Source organism: Thiohalocapsa sp., from assembly GCF_019695415.1.
GTDB lineage: Bacteria > Pseudomonadota > Gammaproteobacteria > Chromatiales > Chromatiaceae > Thiohalocapsa.
The window spans coordinates 3,102-8,722 of sequence record NZ_JAIFKJ010000167.1 but is presented as its reverse complement, the minus strand read 5'-3'; the positions used below and the strand labels follow the sequence as shown (position 1 = coordinate 8,722).

Below are 5,621 nucleotides of genomic sequence, written 5' to 3'. Positions count from 1 at the left end.
CACCGATGGCGGTGTGATCAATAACGATGCGACCCTCGACAACTCCGGCTATCTCGGCAACTACGGCCAGATCAACAACCAGGCCAACGGCGTCTTGCGCAACAGCGGCGAGCTGTACAACGCGGGCGCGATCCGCAACAGCGGCCTGTTCGAGATCACGGACACGGGCGAGGTGATCGGCGGGGGCGCCTTCATCCAGGAGTCCGCAGGCGGTGGACCAACATCCACTGGCACAGGACCGCTGAATAGCGGCGGGGTCCCGGAGACCGTCGTCAACGGGCTGCTGGAGGCCGGCACCATCTCCATCGATGCCGGCCGGTTGAGCGGCGACGGCGGTAGGATTGGACTCGACGGGTCCTTCGACCCCGCCGCGATCGCCTCGGACTTCGGACCCAACATCCCGTCGATCGGCGACGCGATCGGCATCGGTGCGGATGCCACCGTGGACGCAGAGGACATGGCCAACGGCCAGATCGGCACGCTGACCTTCGAGAGCGCCGTGCAGTTCGAAGGAACGCTGATGGTGGATATGGTGGGCTTCGAATCCGGCGAGCTCGACTTCTACGAGGTCCTCGATACCATCACGTTCGGCACCGGCAGCCAGGTCATCTTCGACGACTTGTCGTTCCTCACCGAGCCCGGCACCTATGAGGTCAGCTTCATCGACGCAGATGACATCCTGGGCTTCGATAACCTCGGTGCGACCTTCCTCGGGCTTCCCGACTGGGCCGACGCGGACCTGCTCTTCGTCGACAACAACGCCAGTATCCGGCTGCGGGTCACCGAGGGGCAGCAACAGATCCCGCTGCCCACGCCCTTGTGGCTGCTGCTGCCCGGTCTGGGGGCGCTCGGGCTCGCCCGGCGGCGGTGTGGTCGGAGCGGCTGAGGCGATTCGGCGCCCAGTCGCGGCGGGGACGCCGCTCCCACAGGGCTCGACTACCGGGCGGCGTCTTGACGGCGGCGGTTTCGCTGGCGCGAGGCCTCCGGTAGCCTATCTTGGTTCCGGCCAGAAGCGAATCCCGCATGAGCGAAGACAAGACGGTCTATTTCGTCGCCGGGCTGCCGCGCAGCGGCTCGACCCTGTTGATGAACATCCTGGGGCAGAATCCCCGTTACTACGTCACGCCCACGTCCGGCATCCTCGATATGCTCGCCCAGGTGCGCAACACCTGGGACAAGAACGATGCGAATCGCGCCCGGGATCGCCAAGAGAACGAGGTTCTGAAGCGCAACGTGCTGCGCAGCATGCTCTACGGCTACTTCGAAAAGGAGCCGCAGCCCGTGTGCTTCGACAAGAACCGCTATTGGCTGGAGTTCCTGGAGATGGCCGCCGAGCTGATCGGGGGGCGCGACCGGGTCAGGGTGCTGGTGACGGTGCGGGACCTGCGCGACGTACTGGCGTCTTTCGAGGGGCTGTACCGCAAGACCTCGGCCCTGGGCCAGGTGCCGCTGGAGATGAACAATGTCGTCAAGTGCAAGACGGCGCTCGGGCGCTTCGAGCTCTTCATCGACGATGCCCAGCCCGTGGGGCGCGCCTTCAACGCCGTCAGGGACGCGCTGACCCGTGGCTGGCGCCAGAACATGCATTTCATCGATTACGAGCAGCTGACCAACCACCCGCGCGAAGTCCTGGAAGGGGTCTATCGGTTCCTCGATGAGCCGCTGTTCCGGCACGACTTCGACAACGTGGAGCAAATCACCACGGAAGACGACTTCGCTTACGGCTTCAAGGACCTGCACAAGATCCGCATGAAGGTCGAGCCACAGGGCCCACAGTGGCCCAGCATCTTCGACGACTCGGTCCAGGGAAGCCCGGCCTGGAAGCGGGTGGCCCATTTCGCGCGCTTCTGGGACAAGGCGGTCACCGCGCAGGGGATCAGTCTGCACCAGGCCAACCCGTCGCCCGTGCCGCCGGCGGCGAGCTGACGCGGCGCTGGAACGCCAAAACGGCAGAGGGTTGGTTCCGGGACGCAGGCCATTACTGTTGCCGCCGCCTCGAAGCGCTCCTGCTCGGGGGCGCTGCGCCTTGCCAGTCACCCCGCGGGACGCACCCTGACGGCCGTCCAACGACGCTTCTTGGGAGTATTGGTTGCGGGAACGCACAGGGCGGCCTGGCGCGACAGTCATGTGCTGGGCGCCGGCGGGAGTACGCTGCATTTCTCCGGCAAGGCACATCGTCTGTACCTGCAGGCGATGCGGTCTGTTCGTCGCGGATGCGAGCGTATTTCCAAGCTCAGGCGGCGGCGAAGCCCCTTCGCTGACCATCGAGGCGCTTTCCTTGCGCACGCCGGATCACATCGCCGGCCTACTGAGCCGCGGGTCGTTATAACCACCCGGGATCGCCGGAGACACGAGATGATGGCGATGGAAGAAGACGAGTCCGGGCGTCCCCGACAGTCACCTTGTTGCATCCTTGGCGCCGACCCCCGCTCGCGCCGCCCGGGCGTCCACCGGAGCCTCACCCCGTCGCCGTCCTGATCCACTCCACGCGCTTCCTCATCACCCCGTAGTACACGACCGGAATCACCACCAGCGTCAACACGGTGGAGACGAAGAGACCGAACAGCAGGGAAACGGCGAGCCCGGAGAAGATCGGGTCATCCAGGATGAACACGGCGCCGGCCATGGCGGCGATGGCGGTGAGCATGATGGGCTTGGCGCGGACGATGGCGGACTCGATGACCGCCTGCTCCAGGCTGCTGCCCTCTCTGACCTGCTGGTTGATGAAGTCCACCAGCAGGATGGAGTTGCGCACGATGATGCCGGCGAGTGCGATCATGCCGATCATGCTGGTGGCGGTGAACTGGGCACCGAGCAGGGCATGGCCGGGCATGATACCGATGATGGTGAGCGGAATCGGTGCCATGATCACCAGTGGCACCAGGTAGCTGCGGAATTGGGCGACCACCAGCAGGTAGATCAGCAGCAGGCCGACGCCGTAGGCCAGCCCCATGTCACGGAAGGTCTCATAGGTGATCTGCCATTCGCCGTCCCATTTGACGCTGAACTCGTAGGGGTTGTCCGGCTGCTGCATGTACCACTGCGGCAGGCCGAGATCGTCGGTGAGCCGGCCGGCGATGGCGAACAGGCCATAGAGGGGGCTGTCGATGGGGCCGGCCATGTCGCCGGTGACATAGACGACGGGCAGCAGGTCCTTGTGGTAGATGCTGTGGGCGCGGGTGGTCTCCACCACGTCGACGATCTCCGACAGGGGCACCAGCTGCCCGCCCATCGAGCGCACTCTCAGCGCCAGAACCTGCTCCAGGTCCGCCTTGTCGGCGGCGTCGTACTCGACGCGGATGGGCACGGCGTACTTGACGTTGGCGCCGTGCAGGAAGCTCATGTCCTCGCCGTCCAGCACCGTGGCCAGCGCCTGGGCGACGCTGGCCTGCTCGACGCCTAGGCGCGCGGCCTTGGCGCGGTCCACCACCACGAGCACCTTCTCCGACGGGTATTCCACCGAGTCGTCGATGTCGACGATGTCAGCGGTCTCGCCGAAGACCTCGCGCACCTGCTTGGCGATGGCGATCTGACCGTCGTAGTCGATGCCGTAGACCTCGGCGACCAATGGCGAGAGCACCGGCGGGCCGGGCGGGATCTCGACGAGCTTGGCATTGCCGTCGTATTGCCTTGCGATGGCCTGCAAGGGTTCGCGCAGCCTGAGCGCGATCTTGTGGCTCTTGTCGTCGCGGTGGTGCTTGTCCACCAGGTTGACCTGGATGTCGCCCAGGTGTGCGCCTTCGCGCAGGTAGTACTGGCGCACCAGGCCGTTGAAGTTGATGGGCGCGGCGGTGCCGGCGTAGACCTGGTAGTTGGCCACCTCGGGGACGGTGCTCAAGAATTCGCCCATCTCGCCGAGGACGCGCGCCGTCTGCTCCAGGCTGGTGCCCTCGGGCATGTCGAGCACCACCTGGAACTCGCTCTTGTTGTCGAAGGGCAGCATTTTCATGATCACCACCCGGTTCACGGCGAGCAGCATCGAGCCCGCAATGAGCAGCAGCACACCCGCCAGCAGCAGCCAACGGTTCAGCTTGCCGCGGCCGCCCGCCAGGAAGGGGCCGATGAGGGTGTTGAACAGACGCTTCAGGAAGGCGCTGCCGCCCTCGTCATGGTGTCCGTGCGCGGACTCGCCGGAGGCGGCTGCGGCATCATGCCGCCTGCCGAGCATGAAGTTGCTCATCCAGGGGGTGAAGACGAAGGCCACCACCAGGGAGATGAGCATGCCCATGGAGGCGTTGATGGGAATCGGGCTCATGTACGGCCCCATCAGCCCGGTGACGAAGGCCATGGGCAAGAGGGCTGCGATGACGGTGAAGGTGGCCAGAATCGTCGGGCTGCCCACCTCGTCCACGGCGCCCGGCATCAGCTCCAGGAGTTTCTTCCGGGGCCACAGCGCCATGTGCCGGTGGATGTTCTCGACCACGACGATGGCGTCATCGACCAGGATGCCGATGGAGAAGATCAGCGCGAACAGCGACACGCGGTTCAGCGTGAAGCCCCAGGCCCAGCTCGCGAACAGCGTCAGCGCCAGGGTGACGATGACCGCGGCGCCGACGATGATGGCCTCGCGCCAGCCGATGACCAGCAGCACCAGCGCCACGACGCTGATGGTGGCAAACGCCAGCTTGGTGATGAGCTTCTTCGCCTTGGTGTCGGCGGTCTCGCCGTAGTTGCGGGTGATGCTGACCTCCAACCCCTCGGGGATGAAGATGCCCTCAAGCTGCCCGAAGCGCTCGACGACGCGCTCGGCGATGTCCACGGCGTTCTCGCCCTCCTTCTTGGCGACGGCGATGGTCACCGCGGGCGTCGCGCAGCCCATGGCCAAGGCGCAGTCGCCGACCTCACCGACCTCCTGGGTGCCTTCGCCGTGGGCGGCACCCGGCCCCATGCCCATCCAGACGTAGCTCTCGGGCTCCTCCGGGCCGCGCTCGATGCTGGCCACATCGCGCAGGTAGACGGGCCGACCGCCGTGCAGGCCCACCACCAGGGCGCCGATGTCCTGCGGGTCAGTCAGGAAGGTGCCCGCCTGCACCAGCACCTCGGTGTTGTCGGCCACCACGCCGATGTCGTCGCGGATTGTGTTGCTGGCCTGAAGCGAGCGGCGCAGGTCGGTGAGGTCGATGCCGTGGGCGGCGAGCGCCTGCGGGTCCAGGATGACGCGCACCACCTGCTCGGGCACGCCGACGGTGTAGACGTCGCGGGTGCCCTCCACACGCTTGATCTCCTGCTCCAACGCGTGGGCCACCTTGCCCAGCTCGTAGGCGCCGACGTTTTGGTCCTTGGACCACAACGTGGCGGTGAGGATGGGCACGTCGTCAATGCCCTTGGGCTTGATGATGGGCGGCGCCACGCCGAGGTTCGGCGGCAGCCAGTCCTCGTTGGACATGACTTTGCTGTGCAGGCGCACGATGGCGTCGGTGCGGTCCTCGCCGACGCGGAACTGCACCGTGATCACGGCCATGCCGGGGCGCGAGACGGAGTAGATGTGCTTGACGCCCTTGATCTCGGAGAGAACCTGCTCGGCCGGGCCGGCACTGAGATGCCCCACTTCCGTGGCCGACGCCCCGGGGTACCGGGCGAACCCGCCCCGGCACGGGACGTTTATCCGGGCGCCCTCCCCC

At 66.2% G+C, this 5,621-nt stretch carries 3 protein-coding genes; 2 read left to right on the top strand and 1 reads right to left on the bottom strand.

All coding sequences use genetic code 11. The features are described 5' to 3' along the window. Both I6U14_RS04550 and I6U14_RS04545 read left to right on the top strand, forming a co-directional pair. On the top strand, positions 1 to 886 hold an 886-nt coding region (locus I6U14_RS04550), incomplete at its 5' end, for a hypothetical protein (protein ID WP_296897232.1). A 137-nt stretch (positions 887 to 1,023) separates the two neighbouring features. After that, on the top strand, positions 1,024 to 1,926 hold the full coding sequence (locus I6U14_RS04545) for a sulfotransferase (protein ID WP_296897230.1): 903 nt from the start codon (positions 1,024 to 1,026) through the stop codon (positions 1,924 to 1,926). 532 nt (positions 1,927 to 2,458) lie between these two features. On the opposite strand, the gene I6U14_RS04540 is transcribed toward I6U14_RS04545, so the two are convergent. Beyond that, the coding region (locus I6U14_RS04540) for an efflux RND transporter permease subunit (RefSeq protein WP_296897228.1) at positions 2,459 to 5,621 on the bottom strand (3,163 nt) is incomplete at its 5' end.

Coding starts and splice junctions, on each gene's coding strand:
- I6U14_RS04545 (WP_296897230.1), top strand. CDS start 1,024: ATGAGCGAAGACAAGACGGTCTATTTCGTCGCCGGGCTGCCGCGCAGC.